A 17,685-nucleotide genomic window follows, 5' to 3' on the forward strand; every position below is an offset into this window, starting at 1 on the left:
ACGCACCAGACTTTTCAGTGCGGTGTACTCCGGGCCCATCCGCGCCCGAGTCTTGATCCACGGCGGCTTACGCTCGATCGGCGTCTCCGCATTGCGGACCTCCAGACGCAGCAACTTGCGGCCGGCCGGAGCCGCTGGGCCGGCGACATCAGGCCCCGGTTCAACGCTCACGTGGTCAAGCTTACGGGCAGGCGGCCGTCGAGGGCGTCACACACCGTCTCGGCGACCCGGGTGCGGACCTCGTCGACACCCACGTGGCGGCCCAGTTCGGCCGTAAGCGAGGTCACCCCGGCATCCGAGATTCCGCACGGAACGATCGCCGAGTACGCGCCGAGGTCGCAGTCGCAGTTCAGCGCGAACCCGTGCAGTGTCGTCCCGCGCGCCACCCGGATGCCGATCGCGGCGATCTTGCGGGCCGGGCGGGCGCCCGCCGCGGGCAGCCATACCCCGGAGCGGCCTTCCACCCGGCGGGCGTTCAGCCCGAAGTCCGCGCATACGCGGATCAGCGACTCTTCAAGGCGCCGAACGTAATTCACGACATCGAGCGGCTCGGCCAGGCCGATCACCGGATAGCCCACCAGCTGTCCGGGGCCGTGCCAGGTGATCTTGCCGCCCCGGTCGGTATCGACGACGGGGGTGCCGTCCAGTGGCCGTTCGTGGTTTTCGGTGCGCTTGCCCGCGGTGTAGACCGCGGGATGCTCCAGTAGGAGCAGCGTGTCGGGCCCGCCGGCCACCCGAGCGTCGGCGACCTCCCGTTGCAGCTGCCAGGCGTCCAGGTAGTCGATGCTGCCCAGCTGGCGGATCTGCACGCCCGCTGAGCTCGATCGGATGGACTGCCGCACACGTTCGACGGTACTACCCCTGGGCGGCGGCGGTGGCGTAGGCCAGCGCCTCGCCGATGGTGTTGTGGTGGAAGACGAACCCGGCCCGCTCCAGCGCGGCGGGGATCGCCCGCTGGCCGTCGAGCAGCCCCTCGTCGGCGAACTCGCCGAGCAGGGTGCGCAACGCGAACCCGGGCACCAGTAGCGGGGTCGGTCGGTTCAACGTCCGGCCCAGCGCCGCGGTGAATTCCGAATTGGTCACCGGGGCCGGACCGGTGACGTTCACCGGTCCGGAGAGCTCGTCGTTGTTGATCGCGAACAGCAGCGCACGGACCTCATCCTCGAGGCTGATCCACGGCATGTACTGCCGCCCGCTGCCCAGCCGCGCGCCCAGGCCCAGGTTGAACAACGGGCGCAGACGGGCCAGGACACCGCCGGCGGGGGAGAGCACCAGCCCGGAGCGGGCCAGCACCACCCGGGCCCCGGCGTCCTCGGCGGCCAACGCCGCCGACTCCCAGTCGATGCAGAGCCTGGCGAGGAAACCCCCTCCGGCAGGGGCGGTTTCGTCGACGACCCGACCGCGGGTGTCGCCGTAATAGCCGACTGCACTCGCGTTGATCAGTACCGGCACGCCGGCGTTGGCGACCGCGGCGGAGATCACCTCGGTGGGACCGATGCGGCTGTCGCGCAGGCTCTGCTTGAACGCGCCCGACCATCGCTTCTCGCCGATGTTGACACCGCAGAGGTTGACCACCGCGTCGACGCCCTCCAAACCGGCGGGATCGAACTCGCCGCTGTCGGGATTCCAGTGCAGTTCGTCGCTGTTGGCCGGGGCCCGGCGCACGATGCGCAGCACCCGATGGTCGGTGGCGCGCAGAGCGTAGACCAGCGCCGAACCGATCAGGCCGGATGAACCGGCAATCGCGACGACGAGCCCCTCTACTGGCCGGCCCATGGCATCACAGGCCCAGGTCGGCCTCGAATGCCCCTTCTTCGAGCCGCCGCTTGATGGTGGTCAGGAATCGGCCCGCGTCCGCACCGTCGATCAGCCGGTGATCGTAGGTGAGCGGTAGGTAGCAGACGGAGCGAACGCCGATCGACTCGTTGCCGAGCTCGTCGACGATCACCCGGGGCCGTTTGACGATCGCGCCGGTGCCCAGCATCGCTGCCTGCGGCGGAACCAGGATCGGGGTGTCGAACAGGGCGCCCTGGCTGCCGATGTTGGTGATCGTGAAGGTGCCGCCGGAGAGCTCATCGGGTTTGAGGTTGCCGCTGCGGGCCCGGTCGGCGATGTCGGAGATCGCGCGCGCCAGCCCGCCCAACGACAGGTCGCCGGCGTTGTGCACCACCGGCGAGAGCAGACCCTGTTCGGTGTCCACCGCGAAGCCCAGGTTCTCGGCGTCGTAGTAGGTGATCTCCTTGGTGTCCTCGTTGTAGCTGGCGTTGATGTTCGGATGCGCCTTGAGGGCATCGATCACCGCGCGGGCGATGAATGGCAGGTAGGTCAGGTTGACCCCCTCGCGCTCGGCGAATTTCGACTTCGCCTTGGCCCGCAGCGCCACGATCTTGGTCATATCGACTTCGTGGGTCTGCGTCAGCTGCGCGGTGGTCTGCAGCGATTCGCGGGTCTTCTTGGCAGTGATCTGCCGAATCCGATTGGCCTTCTGGGTGGTGCCGCGCAGATGGGCCAACGGTGACGGTGCGGCGGCGGGGGCCGGTCCGGACGCGGCGGCTGCCGGGGCCGACGGTGCGGGTGCCGGGGGCGCCTTCTTGGCTTCCGCAGCGGCCAGCACATCCTGCTTGCGGATTCGGCCGCCCACACCGGTGCCCTTGACGGTCGCGAGGTCGATTCCGTTCTCGACGGCCAACTTTCGCACCAGCGGGGTGACGTAGGGGCTGCCATCGCCGGTGCTTTCGTCGGCCGCGGCCGGCGCGGGTGCCGGCTTGGGCGCCGGCTCCGGCTTCGGTGCCGGCGCGGGTGCCGGTTCGGACTTGGGCTCGGGCTTGGGTTTCGGCTCGGGTTTCGGTTCGGGCTTGGGTGCCGGGGCGGCCTGCGGTGCGGCACCGGCATCCCCGATCTTGGCCAGCTCGCCGCCGACCGCGACGGTGACGTCTTCCTCGGCGGTGATGCTGATCAGCGTCCCGGCCACCGGTGAGGGAATCTCGGTGTCGACCTTGTCGGTGGACACCTCGACCAGTGGCTCGTCGACGGCTACGGAGTCCCCGACCTTCTTCAGCCACCGGGTCACGGTGCCTTCGGTGACCGACTCGCCGAGTTCGGGCATCACCACCGAGGTTGCGGACCCCGACGGTTGTGCGGCAGGTTCGGGTTCGGGTTCCTCGGCGGCGGGTTCCGGCTGGGGTTCGGGCTCCTTAGCGGCGGGCTCGGGGGCCGGGGCTGGTTCGGACGCGGTGGCCTCGCCGGCTTCTCCGATGACCGCGAGCTCGCCGCCGACCTCGACGGTGTCGTCCTCCTGGGCGACGATCTTGGTGAGCACACCTGACGCCGGCGAGGGAATCTCCGTGTCGACCTTGTCGGTCGACACCTCAAGCAGAGGCTCGTCGACCTCGACGGTGTCGCCTTCTTGCTTGAGCCACCGGGTGACGGTCCCCTCGGTGACGCTTTCACCGAGTGCCGGCATCTGGACGGAGACGGCCATTGTGTTGACTCCCTCGAACGGTCAGTCGTGCGGGTGGGACTTCTGGCATACCACAGCGTCGTGTACCCATCCTGTCATTGCCGGGCCCCTCACATGCACTCAGGGCGATGTGTGATTTCTCTGGCACCATCGATGGAAAGAACCACTGAGAGGAGTGCGTCGGAGTTGGGGCTGTTCGACAGGTTCCGGGCGGGTCGCCGCGGCGAATCGGATGTTGCCGCCGACCAGAGACATCTGCGGGAGTGGGCCGCGCAGCGCACCGGGGTCGAGGCATACGTCGAGCCCAAGACCAGCGTCACCCCGATGACCATCGTGCTGGTGGCTGCCGACGGCGAGTGGACCCGCCGCCCGGCCCACGGTGCCACCGGTGCCCGCCGAATCGGCGAACAGCTCGCGATTCCCGTCTACGACGTACAGAAGGTCGGGTATCCGCAACGGATGCGGAACTACGACGCGCGACGGCGGATCGAACGCCGCCGCGCCCTGCGTGAGGAGCTCGACGAGCGCTGAGCCCGGCCTTGACACCCACCCGTGTGGACGGGCAGGGTCAAAATCGTTCGGTACCAACGGTATGAGCTACCAATAGTCACAGTTATCCGGGAAGGCTCGGAGGGTCTGATGACCATGCGCTATATCGACAGCGACGACGGAACACGTCTCGCGGTCTATGAGGAAGGCAACCCCGACGGCCCGACCGTCGTCCTCGTCCACGGCTGGCCCGACTCCCATGTGCTGTGGGACGGCGTGGTGCCGCTGCTGGCCGACAAGTTCCGCATCATCCGCTACGACAATCGCGGTGCCGGCGGCTCCTCGGGGCCTAAGTCCTTCTCGTCCTACACGATGGCGCACCTCGCCGACGACTTCGCCGCGGTCATCGGCGAGCTCAGCCCCGGCGAGCCGGTGCACGTGCTGGCCCACGACTGGGGATCGGCGACCATGTGGGAGTACGTGGCCCGCCCCGGCGCCGCCGACCGGGTCGCCTCTTTCACCTCGGTGTCCGGCCCCGCAGCCGACCATTTCAGTCGCTATGTCCGCGACGGTCTGAAGCGACCGTACCGACCGAAGTTGTTCTCCCGCGCTCTATCTCAGGGTGCGCATTTGAGCTACATGGCAGCGTTCTCGGTGCCGGTGCTCGCCCCGGCGATCATGCGTGCCGCGGCCACACCGCTCCTGCGAATGGTCAGCCGCGGCATTCCCGCCCGCCAGCGGCACCACGGGCAGACCTTCAGCTCTGATGCGGCCAATGGCTTGAAGATATACCGCGCCAACTTCTTTCACTCGCTGCTGCACGTCCGGTCGGACCGCTACGTCGAGGTGCCGGTGCAGCTGATCGTCAATCTCGACGACCCCTATGTCCGCCCCTACGTCTACGACGACACGCCCCGCTGGGCGCCGCGGCTGTGGCGCCGCGACATCCGCGCCGGACACTGGTCGCCGATGTCGCACCCGCAGGTGCTCGCCGCGGCGGTCACCGAACTCGCTGAGCACCTCGACGGCAAACCGGCCAGCCGTGCGCTGTTGCGCGCGCAGGTGAGCCGGCCGCGAAAACACTTCGGCGACATGCTCGTATCGGTGACCGGCGCGGGTAGCGGCATCGGTCGGGAGACTGCGCTGGCCTTCGCCCGGGAAGGCGCGGAGGTTGTGGTCAGCGATATCGACGAGGCCGCCGTCAAGGAGACCGTGGCGCGCATCGGCGCGCGCGGCGGCGTCGCGCACCCCTATGTGTACGACGTGTCCGACGCCGATGCCGTGGAACGGTTCGCCGACCAGGTGTGCGCGGAACGCGGAGTGCCCGACATCGTCGTCAACAACGCGGGCATCGGTGCGGCGGGCGCGTTCCTCGACACGCCAGCCGAGCAGTTCGACCGCGTGCTCGACGTCAACCTCGGTGGGGTGGTCAACGGCTGCCGGGCCTTCGCCCGCCGGCTGGTCGACCGCGGCACCGGCGGTCACATTGTCAACGTGGCCTCGATGGCGGCGTACGCACCGCTGCAGTCGATGAACGCCTACTGCACCTCCAAGGCAGCGGTATATATGTTCTCCGACTGCCTGCGCGCCGAATTAGATTCCGCCGGAGTCGGATTGACGACCATCTGCCCCGGCCTGATCAACACCAACATCGTCTCCACCACCCAGCTGTACGCCCCGGAGGACAAGCGCTCGGCCGTCGCGCCCAGGCGGGCACAGCTGGAGAAGATGTTCGAACTGCGCGGGTACGGACCGGACAAGGTGGCCGCCGCGATCGTGTCGGCGGTCAAGAAGAACAAGCCGATCCGGCCGGTCGCGCCCGAGGCCTACCTGCTTTATGGGACGTCGCGGATATTGCCCCAGGTGATGCGCAGCACCGCGCGCGGCAAGGTGCTCTAGCCGTTCGCGGCGATGTCCTCGAGGACGGCGAACATCGTCCGCGTGGGCACCCCGGTGCCGCCCTTTGGGGTGTAACCCCACGGGCCCGACGTGTTGTAGGCCGGGCCGGCGATGTCGATATGCACCCACTGCACGTCGTCGGCGACGAACTCCCGCAGGTACACCCCGGCGACCAGCATGCCGGCGAGTCGCTGCGAGCTGACGTTGGCCAGGTCGGCCACGTTCGATTTGAGGTCGTCCTTGAGCTCGTCGGGCAGCGGCATCGCCCAGCCGTTCTCGCCCTCGTCCTGCGAGATCCGGGCTACCCGGTCACGGAAGTCATCGCTGCCCATCACGCCGGGGACGCGGGCGCCCAGCGCGACAGTCTGCGCGCCGGTCAGCGTCGAGGTCTCGATCAGGTAATCGGGATCGTCCTCGCAGGCCCGCACGATGGCGTCGGCCAGGATCAGCCGGCCCTCGGCGTCGGTGTTGAGCACCTCGACGGTGGTCCCGCCGTACTGGGTCAGCACGTCACCGGGGCGCTGTGCGGTCGATGACGGCATGTTCTCGGCCATCGGCACCGTGGCGATGACGTCGATCGGCAGGCCCTGCTTGGCGGCCAGCACCACCGTGGCGATCACCGCCGCGGCACCGCCCATGTCGGAGGTCATGTGGTGCATCGAGGCGGCCGGCTTGATCGAGATACCGCCGGTGTCGAAGGTGATGCCCTTGCCGACCAAGGCAACGGTCTTGGCTTTCTTGCCCTTGCCCCCGCGGTGGGCCAGCCGCACCAGCCGCGGCGGCCGCGAGGATCCCTTGCCCACCCCGACGATCCCGCCGTAGCCGGCCTTGGCCAGCGCTTTATCGTCGAGCACCTCGACCTCCAGGCCGGCCGCCTCGCCCAGCGCCTTGGCGCGTTTGGCGAATTCACCGGGGAACAGGTGGCTCGGCGGGGTGTTGACGAAATCGCGCGCGGTGGCCACCGCGGTGGCGATCGCGGTGGCCCGGGCCGCGTCCTTCTTGGCGCCGGAGGCGGTGCTCAGCGCGGTGATCTTGGTCAGCGCCGCTTCCTTGGGCGCGGTCTTGGCGCTGCGGAATTCGGTGAACCGGTAGCTGCCCAGGATGAGCCCCTCGATCGCGGCCTCCAGATCGAGCTCGGTCAAGGTGGTGATGACGGTTTCCACACCGGACAACGACCGGGCCGCCACACCCGCGGCCCGCCGGATCACATCGGCCGGCCACCCGTCGCGCGGAGCCCCGAGTCCGATGGTCAGCACGCTGCCGACCGGCAGCGACGGCACGTGCAGCCGAGTCACCTGCTCGGCGCTGCCCTTGCCGCCCAGGGCGCGCAGGCTCACCTGGATCTCCCCGATGGCCTCGGCATCGAGGAACGGGCCGCCGACGACCACGGGGGAGCCGTCGCCGTCGGAGTCGGTGACGACCGGGACGATCAGCACGGCGCCGTCGGCCCGCTTGGGCAGTGACGTCGCGACGGTGACGGTGGGGGCCGGGTAACCGGGTTCGGTGCTCACGAGGATTCACACTAGCCAGCTGCCGCTAGTGTTGTTCGCCGTGACCGACACATCCGATCTGCTGCACGGGCCGCTCGAGAGTCAGCACCGCGAGCTGGGGGCCACCTTCGCGCCGTTCGGCGGCTGGCTGATGCCGGTGTCCTACGCCGGGACGGTCGGCGAGCACACCGCCACCCGGGAGGCCGTCGGCCTGTTCGACGTCAGCCACCTGGGCAAGGCGCTGGTGGCCGGCCCGGGTGCGGCGGACTTCGTCAACTCCGCTTTGACCAATGATCTGCGCAGGGTCGGCCCCGGCAAGGCGCAGTACACCCTGTGCTGTACCCCCGACGGGGGAGTCATCGACGACCTGATCGCCTACTACGTCAGCGACGACGAGATCTTCCTGGTGCCGAATGCCGCCAACACCGCCGCCGTGGTCGATGCACTGCAAGCGGCAGCGCCGCAGGGTATTTCGATCACCAACGAGCACCGCTCCTATGCCGTGCTGGCGGTCCAGGGCCCCCGCTCGACCGATGTGCTGACCGCGTTGGGGCTGCCCAGCGACATGGACTACATGGGTTACGCCGACGCCACTTACTCGGGCGTACCGGTGCGGGTCTGCCGCACGGGTTACACCGGTGAACACGGTTACGAGCTGTTGCCGCCGTGGGACTCCGCGCCGGTGGTGTTCGACGCCCTGGTCGCCGAGGTGCAAGGTGCCGGTGGGCAACTGGCCGGCCTGGGCGCCCGCGACACCCTGCGTACCGAGATGGGCTACCCGCTGCACGGGCACGAGCTCTCCCTGGACATTTCGCCGCTGCAGGCCCGCTGCGGCTGGGCGATCGGCTGGAAGAAGGACGCATTCTGGGGCCGCGACGCCCTACTGGCCGAGAAGGCAGCCGGACCGCGTCGCCTGCTGCGAGGTCTGCGGGCGACCGGGCGGGGCGTCTTGCGCCCCGAACTGACGGTGCTCAACGGGGCGCAGCCGGTGGGGGTGACGACCTCGGGCACGTTCTCGCCGACGCTGAAAGTCGGTATCGCGCTTGCCCTCATCGACGCCGACGCCGGAATTGACGACGGTGCTCTGGTTACCGTCGACGTCCGTGGCCGCCCGCTGGAGTGCGAGGTGGTCAAGCCGCCGTTCGTCGAGGTCAAAACTCGCTAGCGACCCGGTCTACAATCGCCGTATGACCAACGGCCTCCTCGAATTCACGGTTGAGCGCAACGCGAATCCGGCGAGCGACGAGGTACGTGCACAGATTCTGGCCGACCCGGGCTTCGGGCGTTTTCATACCGACCACATGGTGTCGGTGCTGTACACCGACGAGCTGGGGTGGCATGACGCCGAGGTCGTGCCCTACGGCCCGATCGAGCTGGACCCGTCGGCGATCGTCCTGCACTACGCGCAGGAGATCTTCGAGGGGCTCAAGGCCTACCGGTGGGCCGACGGATCGATCGTGTCGTTCCGCCCGGAGGCCAACGCGGCCCGGCTGCGCACGTCGGCGCGCCGGCTGGCGATCCCGGAGCTGCCCGAGGAATTGTTCGTCGAATCGCTGCGCCAGCTGATCGCCGTCGACGGCCAGTGGGTGCCGCCCGCCGGCGGCGAGGAATCGCTGTACCTGCGGCCGTTCGTCATCGCCACCGAGCCCGGACTGGGGGTGCGTCCCGCCGCGGAATACCGCTATCTGGTGATCGGCTCGCCGGCGGGCGCCTACTTCAAGGGCGGCGTCAAACCGGTCAGTGTCTGGTTGTCCACCGAGTACGTGCGGGCCAGCCCGGGCGGCACCGGAGCGGCGAAGTTCGGTGGCAACTATGCCGCCTCGCTGCTGGCGCAGGCCGAGGCCGCCGAGCACGGCTGCGATCAGGTGGTGTGGCTCGACGCGGTCGAACGCCGCTACATCGAAGAGATGGGCGGGATGAACCTGTTCTTCGTCTTCGGCAGCGGCGGCTCGGCGCGGCTGGTCACTCCGGAACTGTCCGGTTCGCTGTTGCCCGGCATCACCCGTGATTCGTTGCTGCAACTGGCCAGCGATGCCGGGTTCGCCGTCGAGGAACGCAAGATCGACGTCGAGGAGTGGCGCAAGGGCGCCGCCACCGGGGAGATCACCGAGGTGTTCGCGTGCGGCACGGCCGCCGTCATCACCCCGGTCTCGCACGTCAAGTTCGGCGACGGTGACTTCACCATCGCCGACGGCGAGCCCGGCGAGGTGACGATGGCGTTGCGCGACACGCTCACCGGGATCCAGCGCGGTACCTTCGCCGACACGCATGGCTGGATGGCCCGGCTCAGCTAGCTTCGCCGGTTCCGCACGGGAGTAGTCAGTCCGTCACTGAGCGGCAGCCAATAATTTCTCTGATGTTTGCTGTGCACAATGTCCGGTTCGCGGCTAATCTGCCTGTCAAGTGATGTCTTAATTTTGCTCTGAAGGCACTTTGGAGGTGCTGTGGTGGCTGGTGCAAGGCGGAACACAAGGATCTCCCGGCGAAATCGCGGCAGGGCCGAGGGGCTTCCGGTGTTGCGATGGTTGCAGGTCGGCGCGGTCACCGCAGGGGTGGGCGCGGCGTTGGTCGCCGCACCGGCAATAGCCAGTGCTGACACCGCAGGCTCTTCCGCCGCTGGCCATTCTCGGAGTGCGGACTCCTCGGCGGGCTCGCACGGCACAGCCCGGCGTTCTGCAACAGCCTCGTCCGGTCGGCACAACGCCTCGCCAAAGTCGACTGTGAGCGGTAGCCGGAAGCGAAGCGTGGCCCCGACTGCGGTCGGCCGCACCGGTATGACGGAGCCGATCACCGGGCAAGTGGTCTCGTCGGGACGGTCGACACCGCCGGCGGCTGCGGCCGCGTCCGGCACGTCCGCACGGCCCGCCACCTCGACGGTGCCCACCGCCGTCCGGTCCTACCCGGCGCCGGCGACGCTGCACGCGATGGTCACCGAGGCGCTGACCTGGGCCGGGCTGACGACGCCGGCACCGCGATTCCCGATTCCCGATACCCCGATCGCGGATCAGATCGCCGGATTGTGGGTCGGCGTTCGACGGTTGCAGTACACGCTGTTCAACTCCTATCCGAGCCTGCACCCCAGCGAGCCCGTCGAAGACCCCGACACCGGTGTCATCACCGGCAATCTCGGGGGCACCGATGCTGACGGAGATCCGCTGACGTACACGGTGACCAACGCCACCCACGGCAGTGTCGCCATCAGCACCGACGGCTCATACGTCTACACCCCCGAGCCGGGCTTCGCCCACACCGGCGGCACCGACAGCTTCAGCGTCAGTGACACCACCGGCACCCCGTGGCACGTATACGGGTTGGCCGGCATCGTCCGCCTCCTCGCCGACCACCTCGCGTTGCTTGGTCTGCCCACCCGGGACCCGGCCACTGCCACGGTGAATCTCACCGTGGCCCCGGTCAACCACGCCCCGACCCTGACCATCGAGGTCGGGGAACCCGATCCCACGACCGGGGCGGTCCTCATCACTGCGCACACCGCGGACGCCGACGGCGATCCGGTCACTGTCGCGGTGTCGGGCGGCGCCAGCTCTGAAACCGACGCCAACATGGCCGGCGCCGCGGCGGTTGCCCTGCTTGCCGCGGCTACAACCGGTACCACGGCCAGTGGCAGCGTGGTGGACAACGGCGATGGCACGCTCACCTACACGCCGACCGGCTCGGCCCGCGTTGACGCCGCGGGCACTCCCGGCGTGGACACCGATCTACTGACCGTCACCGCCTCCGACGGCCAGGGCGGCACCACCTCGACCCAGGTGGCCGTTCCGATCGATCCCATCGGAGCGACCCTGCTCGGTACCGTGGCGTTGTCCGGCGGCGACGTGACGTACGGCCCGGGCGGCACCGTCTACCAGACCAGCACGACGGCCGAGGGCACCACCCGGGTGGTGGTGATCACCGCGGCTGATCCCACCAACCCGACCACCCTCGCTCTGCCCGGCACCCCGTATGCCGGTCTTGTCATCGGCCCTGACGGCACCGCTTATCAAACGACCTCGGCAACGATCGACGGCCAGCTCTCCACCTACGTCACCCAGATCAGCGGCACCACCGCGACGACTACCCCCGCTTTCGCGGGCGGCCCCACCGGCGCGCCGGTGCTGGGATCCGATGGCGTCGCCTACCAGACCACGGCGATGACGTTTGATGGTCAGACCTCGACCAGCGTGATCGTGGTTCTCCCGCCTGATCCTGCGAATATCTTCTCGTCGGGAGTGCCCAACTCAACAGCGTCGGGCGCCAGCGGCAGTCCCGTCGGCGGCGTGGTGTTCGGCCCCGACGGTACCGCCTACCAGCAGCTGGCCGTCACCTCAGCCAGTGGTGAACCCGCGACCGCGTTCTTGCTGATCAAGATGTACAACGACGGTTCTGGTTCCTCCTACTCGTATCTGGATTCCGTCACCGCCACATTCACGCTGCCGGGAGTCATGCCGGCCGACGCCGTTCTGTTGTTCGGCCCCGATGGCACCGCGTACGCCTATACCGACACCAGCCTGACCCTCATCACGCCGGGCAACACCTCGAGCGACTTCCCCACCTCGAACACGCCGGTGACCACCGGTGTGTTCGTCGGAGGAGCGTATTTCGCGCCCGACGGAACGGCCTACCAGCCTTACCGGACCACGGATGGCACCGACCAGGTGCTGGTGATCGACCCCGCCCATCCGGCCAACGTTGTGCCAGTCGACGTGCCCGGGTACGGCTTCCTGGTCGTCGGCCCGGACGGGACCGCCTACCACACCGCGGACACTGGCACGACCGTCACCGTGATCGACCCGTCCGACCCGGCCCACCCCACCACCTTGGCCCTCGCCGGCCCTGCCGGAGGCGGGGTGATTATCGGCTCGGACGGCACCGCTTACCAACCGGCCACCTTCGAGAATCCCGACGGCAGTACCAATACCCAGGTGCTGGTGATCGACCCGTCCGATCCGGCCAATGCGACCAGCGTGATCCACTACGGCACCAGCGTCGACCTGGCGGTCGGCCCTGACGGGCGCGCCTACCAAGTGACCGTGATCGTCCCCTCGAACAACTTCGACGCCGAGCGCAACAAATTTATCGTCAACGACGAGCTGTATCCGGGGCTGGTCGACGGCAGCGGGATTCTCGGAGAGGTCTACTCCGTCGCCATAGCGGGGACGCCGAACTTCGGATCGGGCCCAATTCCGCTCGCGGCGGGGGACTATGTCTACTACAACGGCTCGACGTGGGAGAAGTTGGATATAACGGGACAGGCCGGCGACCCGATCAGCCAGGTGGTGGTGATCGACCCCGCCAACCCGGCCCTGCTGAACTTGGCCAGCAATCTGGGGAATTCGGTGGTGTTCACCCATGGAATCCTCTACCTGCAAGGCGGTAACCAGGTAGTGGTGGCCCAACCCGTTGGCACGATCAGCGCGACCACGCTGGACATTGCTGGCTATGCGTGGCCTTTGGTGGTCGGCTCGGACGGCGTTGGCTATCAAACCAGTGGCGGTGCAGACAGCAGCAACGTGATGCTGATCAACCCCGCCGACCCGGCCAACGTGACCACCTTGACCGTCGCCGGCCCGGCCAACGATGGGGTGGTGATCGGTCCGGACGGCACCGTCTATCAGCGCACCGACGGGTTGGTCAACGGCAGCCCGGGTTCGCATGTACTGGTGTTCAACCCGACGGACCTCGCCACCGCCACCATCGTGGACGTGCCGGGCGATCCGGCGAACTCTGGTCTGGTGTTCGGCCCCGACGGCACCGCCTACCTTGCGACCACCACAAATCTCTTGGTGATCGATCCCACCGACCAGGCGAGTGCGAGCAGCGTCGCGTTCACCGGCACGCCCGTCGGCGGATTGGTGTTCGACTCCGACGGCACCGCGTACCAGACCGGCACAGACGGTGACACCACCTACGTCACGGTGATCGACCCGTCCGATGCGGCCAACCCGACAACCGTGCAATTGGCCGGTGTGGCCGAGGGTTCGGTCGTGCTGGGTTCCGGTGGTGTCGTCTTCCAGCTGGTGAACACCGGGTCGTCCACCAGTCCGATCTACACGCTGAGCACCCTCAAAGTGGCGTCATCGGCGGCCACCATCGCTACCTAGCCACGGTGTGAGGCCCGATAACGCTCCTCGGCTTCCTCGAGCTGTTCCTCGGTGACGACGACGTCCGGACCGAGCGGATCGACCGGATCGTTGATGGTCAGGGCGCCGGTCTGTTCGTGCACCTCACAGGTGTCGATCGGAATCGCACGCACCGCGACCAACCCGGCCAAGGTCGCCGACACGTCCTGCCGGCGCTGGCCGTCGGCGGTCAGCTCACTGGCCAGCTGGTCGGGCGCCGACACGTGCAGCAACCGCGGGGTGGTCGCCAGGTCGTAGCGGAACGCGCGGATCATCGCTACGCACGCCGCCACCATCACCAGCGAGAACGGCAGCGCGGTGGCGATCGACGCGGTCTGCAGCGCGGTCAGCGAACCGGCGCCCCCGACCAGCAGCAGCACGGCGGCGGCGAGACCTTCGAGCGTGGCCCAATACACCCGGGTCGGCTTCGGCGGATCCAGGTCTCCGCCCGAGGACAGGATGTCGATGACCAGCGACCCCGAATCGGAGGACGTGACGAAGAAGAACACGATCACCGCCACCGCGACCAGACTGGTGAGTACGCCCAGCGGCAGGCCGTCCAGGAGGCGGAACAACGAGGTGTTGGTATCCACCGCGCCGTCAACGAGCATGTCGCCGTGGTTGCGTTGACGCAAGATTCCCGATTCACCGAAAATCGTGAACCACAGCGAGCCGATCACCGTGGGGACCAGCAGGACCGCGGCGACGAACTCCCGGATGGTGCGGCCCCGCGAGATCCGCGCGATGAACATGCCGACGAAGGGAGCCCAGCTGATCCACCAGCCCCAGTAGAAGACAGTCCAGTTGGACAACCACTCGCCGTTGGTGAAAGGCCCTGTGCGCAAAGCCAACTGCGGCAGCGACTGCACGTAGATGCCCAAGTTCTGCACCCAGGCCTGCAGGAGGAACAGCGTCGGGCCGAGCAGCAGGACGAACCCGGCCAAGGCCCCGGCAAGCGCCATGTTGATGTTGGACAACCATTTCAGGCCCTTGCTGACCCCGCTCACCACCGATGCCGTGGCGATGGCGGTGATCGCGGCGATCATGGCCACGATCCACCAGTTGTTCACCGTGATCCAGCCCAGATACTGCAGCCCGGCGGCAATCTGGGTGATTCCGAATCCCAGTGACGTCGCCACGCCGAACAGGGTGCCGACGACGGCGATCACATCGACGGCGTGCCCGATCACTCCTTCGACGCGCCGCCGTCCGATCAACGGCTCCAACAGCCAGCGCACCGAAAGCGGACGCCCGCGCCGATAGGTCATGTACGCCATGCCCAGTCCGACGACGACGTAGATCGCCCAGGCGTGCAGACCCCAGTGGAAGAGCGTGAGCGCCATCGCCTGGTTGGCGGCCCCGGCGGTGGAGCCCTCCACACCCAGTGACGGTGGTGGGTTGACGTAGTGGGTGAGCGGTTCAGCCACCCCGTAGAACACCAGCCCGATGCCCATTCCGGCGCTGAACAGCATGGCCAGCCAGGCCCAGAAGCTGAACTCCGGCTTTTCGATATCGCGGCCGAGCCGAATCGTCCCGACCCGGGACAGCCCGCAATACAGCGCGAACAGGACAAAGCCGGTGGTGACCAGGATGTACCACCAGCCGACAGTGCCGGTGATTGCGTTGTTGAGCCGGCTGAACGCGTTCTTGGCCGTGGCCGCGTAGACGACGGCGAAGACGATCAGTCCGATGATCACCACCGAAGCCGGGATGAACACCGGCAGGTGCATGCTGCGCAACGCGGATTTCAGCGGGCCCGGGCTTTCCGCTTCGGTGTCCCCGGGCATGGGCGAACTCACATTGCCTCCTGGTGGTTGTCGTCGTTTCGTGCGCCAGCAGATCTGGTCGGGTGGAGGGTCGTGTGCTAGTGACCCTACCGCGGCGCTAAATGAGCGCCGCGAGCAGAACTGCGGTCACCGTCGTCGTCAGCTCGACGACCGCACCCAAGACGTCGCCGGTGATCCCGCCGAACCTGCGCACGCAGTGCGCGACGAGCACCGCGGACGATGCAAGCCCGGCCAGCACCGCAACCGGGCCCGGCCACATCGCCGGCGATATCGGCAGCGCCGCGGCCAGAACGACCACTATCCAGCCGGCCACCACCGGTCGCGGCTGCGTACCGGCCACGAGGCCGCCAAGAGTGCTGCCCTGGGCCGCCGGAACTCCGGTTCGGCACGCCAGGACCACCGCGACTCGCGCCCCCGCCACCGCGACGGCCACCGCCAGCGCCCCTCGCCAGCCGCCCGGACTGGCCAGCAGGGTGGTGAAGGCGAACGCGGAGAGGCCGATCACCATGACCACCGCCGCCACGCCGAGCGGACCCGCCGTCCCGTCGCGCATCACCCGAAGCGCCCGCTCCGAGGGCCCGTAACAGCCGAGCCCGTCCACGGTGTCGGACAGCCCATCGATGTGCAAACCCCGAGTCGCCAGCAGCAGCACGGCCACCCCCAGCAAGCCGGCCAGCGCGTTGCCGGCGCCGAGCACCGCTGTCGCTCCGAAGGTCACCCCGGCCGCCAGGGCACCCAACACCGCGCCCACGACGGGCAACGCGGTCAGTACGCCACGCCCCGGAACCGCGGCACCGGCGGGCGACGGAGCCACCGTGGCGAACGCGAAAGCTCCTGCCAGCGAATGGAACACGATCAGTCCGATGCGCGCTCGGAGACGCCGGCCCCCTCGAAGGTGGCCATCGATGTCAGCGTCGCGACGGCTGCCCGCAGCACCGGCAGCGCCACTGCGGCACCGGTGCCCTCACCCAGACGCAGGCCCAGGTCCAGGATCGGCTCCAAGTCAAGGTGGGCCAGGGCCAGCGTGTGCGCGGGCTCGGTCGATCGGTGTCCGGCCTGCCACCAGGCGCGTGCCCCCGGTGCCAGCCGGTCGGCGACCAGCGCCGCCGCCGTCACGACAACGCCGTCGAGCAGCAGGGGAGTGCGCCGCACCGCGGCCTGTGCACAGAAACCGGCCATCGCGGCCAGGTCCGCGCCTCCGCAGGTGCGCAACAGGCCCACCGGGTCCGGACGGAACTGCCGGGCCCGGAACATCGCATCGCGCACTGCCGCCGTCTTGCGCACCCACGCGGCGTCGTCGATACCCGTGCCGCGACCGACCACAGCCACCGGTTCGGTGTCGGTCAGAGTGGCGACCAATGCGGTTGCCGGTGTGGTGTTCCCGATGCCCATGTCGCCGGCGATCAACAGATCGGCGCCGGCATCCACCTCGTCGTCGGCGAGCCGGCGACCGGCTTCCAGCGCGGCGACAACTTCCTGCTCGCTCAGCGCGTCTTCGACCGCGATGTTGCCGCTGGACCGCCGCACCTTGTGCGCGCCGATGGCTTCGGTCAGCGGCTGCTGGCAGTCCACGGCCATGTCGACGACTCGCACCGATGCGCCGGCGACCCCGGCCAGCACGTTGATCGCGGCCCCGCCGGCATCGATATTCGCCACCATCTGCGCGGTGACCTCCGGCGGGTACGCCGACACCCCGGCGCGGGCAACCCCGTGGTCACCGGCGAACACCACCACCTTGGCGTGTTCGAATTGCCTTGGTGGACAAAATCCTTGGCAGCCGGCCACCCACACCGAGAGATCCTCGAGTCGGCCCAGGGCGCCGGTCGGCTTGGTGAGAATGTCCTGCCGGCGCCGTGCCGCTGCGGCCGCACGGGAATCCGGCGGTGTGATCGCGGGAAAGTCCATCAGGTGAAAGCCTTCGTCGGTTTGACCCACACCGGCAGCCCCGCAACCACCAGGACCACCTGTTCGCAGCACCGGGCGAGTCGTTGATTGAGTGTGCCGAGTTCGTCTGTGAAGCGCCTGCCTGACGCCGTCGCCGACACCACGGTCAGCCCCACCTCGGGGCTGACCAACACCAGCGGCGCGGCGAATCCCTCGACTGCGCGGACCAGTTCGTCGACGTCGCTCGCCACCGAACCGCAATCCCAACCGCGGCGGTCCAGCGCGGCGGTCAGCCATCCACCCAGATCGTCGACGAGGGTCGCCGTGTGCGCATCATCTCGCAGAAGGCAAGCAACATCGGCGGTTTCGGCCGTGTTCCACGACCCCGGCCGGCGACTGCGATGCTCGGCGACCCGCTGCGCCCAGGACGGATCGGCATCTGCGCCCGCACCCGTGGCCACGTAGCGGACGGAGGAATCGCCGGCCATGATCTCTTCAGCCCATCGTGATTTGCCCGACCTGATTCCGCCGAGCACCAGCGTGCGCACCGTGGCTGGTCG

The 17,685-nt window shown here is 68.5% G+C and carries 13 protein-coding genes and 1 pseudogene; 5 read left to right on the plus strand and 9 right to left on the minus strand.

Annotation, left to right across the window (positions count from 1 at the left end; genetic code table 11):
* The 4 genes and pseudogenes from ORI27_RS23705 to sucB form a co-directional block, all read right to left on the minus strand.
* Window positions 1-171: pseudogene (locus ORI27_RS23705) on the minus strand (lipoyl synthase); the annotation flags it as partial.
* Window positions 168-842, minus strand: coding sequence for a lipoyl(octanoyl) transferase LipB (lipB, locus tag ORI27_RS23710; RefSeq protein ID WP_265999520.1), 675 nt, complete (start codon window positions 840-842; stop codon window positions 168-170). The gene lipB and the pseudogene ORI27_RS23705, both read right to left, overlap by 4 nt.
* A 13-nt stretch (window positions 843-855) precedes the next feature.
* On the minus strand, window positions 856-1,776 hold the full coding sequence (locus tag ORI27_RS23715; protein ID WP_265999521.1) for a TIGR01777 family oxidoreductase: 921 nt from the start codon (window positions 1,774-1,776) through the stop codon (window positions 856-858).
* Between the two features lie 4 nt (window positions 1,777-1,780).
* Window positions 1,781-3,481: a 2-oxoglutarate dehydrogenase, E2 component, dihydrolipoamide succinyltransferase gene (gene sucB / locus ORI27_RS23720; RefSeq protein ID WP_265999522.1), complete on the minus strand. Its 1,701-nt coding sequence runs from the start codon at window positions 3,479-3,481 to the stop codon at window positions 1,781-1,783.
* A 165-nt stretch (window positions 3,482-3,646) separates the two neighbouring features.
* On the opposite strand from sucB, the gene ORI27_RS23725 reads away from it, so the two are divergent.
* Entirely contained in the window at window positions 3,647-3,991 is a 345-nt protein-coding gene (locus tag ORI27_RS23725; RefSeq protein WP_265999523.1) for an oxidoreductase, read from the plus strand.
* Between the two features lie 108 nt (window positions 3,992-4,099).
* Window positions 4,100-5,848: an SDR family oxidoreductase gene (locus ORI27_RS23730; RefSeq protein ID WP_265999524.1), complete on the plus strand. Its 1,749-nt coding sequence runs from the start codon at window positions 4,100-4,102 to the stop codon at window positions 5,846-5,848.
* On the opposite strand, the gene ORI27_RS23735 is transcribed toward ORI27_RS23730, so the two are convergent.
* Window positions 5,845-7,359, minus strand: a complete 1,515-nt coding sequence (locus ORI27_RS23735) for a leucyl aminopeptidase (protein WP_265999525.1) — start codon at window positions 7,357-7,359, stop codon at window positions 5,845-5,847. The two genes, ORI27_RS23730 and ORI27_RS23735, sit on opposite strands and share 4 nt — an antisense overlap.
* 40 nt (window positions 7,360-7,399) lie before the next feature.
* On the opposite strand from ORI27_RS23735, the gene gcvT reads away from it, so the two are divergent.
* From gcvT to ORI27_RS23750, 3 genes are all read left to right on the plus strand, one after another.
* Complete coding sequence (gene gcvT, locus ORI27_RS23740) at window positions 7,400-8,503, plus strand: glycine cleavage system aminomethyltransferase GcvT (RefSeq protein WP_265999526.1); 1,104 nt, start codon at window positions 7,400-7,402, stop codon at window positions 8,501-8,503.
* A 22-nt stretch (window positions 8,504-8,525) separates the two neighbouring features.
* Entirely contained in the window at window positions 8,526-9,632 is a 1,107-nt protein-coding gene (locus ORI27_RS23745) for a branched-chain amino acid aminotransferase (protein WP_265999527.1), read from the plus strand.
* A 450-nt stretch (window positions 9,633-10,082) separates the two neighbouring features.
* The gene (locus ORI27_RS23750) at window positions 10,083-13,436 is read left to right on the plus strand and encodes an Ig-like domain-containing protein (protein ID WP_265999528.1); all 3,354 of its coding nucleotides are present in this window, start codon (window positions 10,083-10,085) and stop codon (window positions 13,434-13,436) included.
* On the opposite strand, the gene ORI27_RS23755 is transcribed toward ORI27_RS23750, so the two are convergent.
* The 4 genes from ORI27_RS23755 to ORI27_RS23770 form a co-directional block, all read right to left on the minus strand.
* Window positions 13,433-15,241, minus strand: coding sequence for a BCCT family transporter (locus ORI27_RS23755; protein ID WP_265999583.1), 1,809 nt, complete (start codon window positions 15,239-15,241; stop codon window positions 13,433-13,435). The two genes, ORI27_RS23750 and ORI27_RS23755, sit on opposite strands and share 4 nt — an antisense overlap.
* Window positions 15,242-15,338: 97 nt before the next feature.
* Window positions 15,339-16,094 (minus strand): adenosylcobinamide-GDP ribazoletransferase, encoded by a 756-nt coding sequence (locus ORI27_RS23760; protein WP_265999529.1) that lies wholly within the window; start codon window positions 16,092-16,094, stop codon window positions 15,339-15,341.
* Window positions 16,095-16,096: 2 nt separating this feature from the next.
* Window positions 16,097-17,146 (minus strand): nicotinate-nucleotide--dimethylbenzimidazole phosphoribosyltransferase, encoded by a 1,050-nt coding sequence (cobT, locus tag ORI27_RS23765; RefSeq protein WP_323055660.1) that lies wholly within the window; start codon window positions 17,144-17,146, stop codon window positions 16,097-16,099.
* Complete coding sequence (locus ORI27_RS23770; RefSeq protein ID WP_265999530.1) at window positions 17,146-17,673, minus strand: bifunctional adenosylcobinamide kinase/adenosylcobinamide-phosphate guanylyltransferase; 528 nt, start codon at window positions 17,671-17,673, stop codon at window positions 17,146-17,148. Before ORI27_RS23770 ends, cobT begins: the two co-directional genes overlap by 1 nt.
* Window positions 17,674-17,685 lie beyond the last annotated feature (12 nt).

This window comes from Mycobacterium pinniadriaticum (genome assembly GCF_026242045.1).
Lineage (GTDB): Bacteria > Actinomycetota > Actinomycetes > Mycobacteriales > Mycobacteriaceae > Mycobacterium > Mycobacterium pinniadriaticum.

What these genes read in the sequence shown, in the direction of transcription:
- ORI27_RS23715 (WP_265999521.1), bottom strand. Translation starts at nt 1,776, where the DNA reads ATGGGCCGGCCAGTAGAGGGGCTCGTCGTCGCGATTGCCGGTTCATCC.
- sucB (WP_265999522.1), bottom strand. Translation starts at nt 3,481, where the DNA reads ATGGCCGTCTCCGTCCAGATGCCGGCACTCGGTGAAAGCGTCACCGAG.
- ORI27_RS23730 (WP_265999524.1), top strand. Translation starts at nt 4,100, where the DNA reads ATGACCATGCGCTATATCGACAGCGACGACGGAACACGTCTCGCGGTC.
- ORI27_RS23745 (WP_265999527.1), top strand. Translation starts at nt 8,526, where the DNA reads ATGACCAACGGCCTCCTCGAATTCACGGTTGAGCGCAACGCGAATCCG.
- ORI27_RS23755 (WP_265999583.1), bottom strand. Translation starts at nt 15,241, where the DNA reads ATGCCCGGGGACACCGAAGCGGAAAGCCCGGGCCCGCTGAAATCCGCG.
- cobT (WP_323055660.1), bottom strand. Translation starts at nt 17,146, where the DNA reads ATGGACTTTCCCGCGATCACACCGCCGGATTCCCGTGCGGCCGCAGCG.